Source organism: Vallitalea sediminicola, from assembly GCF_054408565.1.
Window position 1 is genome coordinate 1 of the sequence record NZ_BTPT01000204.1, and the last position, 235, is coordinate 235.

At 41.7% G+C, this 235-nt stretch carries 1 protein-coding gene; it reads left to right on the forward strand.

Going from position 1 to position 235, the window contains the following annotated elements:
• Positions 1 to 235, forward strand: a 235-nt coding sequence (locus ACX6CF_RS26425; protein WP_458788368.1) for an S-layer homology domain-containing protein, incomplete at both ends; no start/stop codon positions are given.

A 235-nucleotide genomic window follows, 5' to 3' on the forward strand; every position in this document is an offset into this window, starting at 1 on the left:
CCATAAGGAAATTACCTTTGAAGATGATGCAAGTCTCAGCATTGGGGCAAGAGTTGCTGTAACTGAAATGCAGACAGCAGGAATCCTTGCAGGAAAATCAGATAATAAGTTTGACCCACAAGGCATTGCCACAAGAGCTGAGGTATCTGTGATGCTAAAGCGATTTGTAGAGATTGCAATTTCTGAAAGCATGGCAAAGGGTTTTATAAAAAACGACAGTGGTGAGTGGATGTAC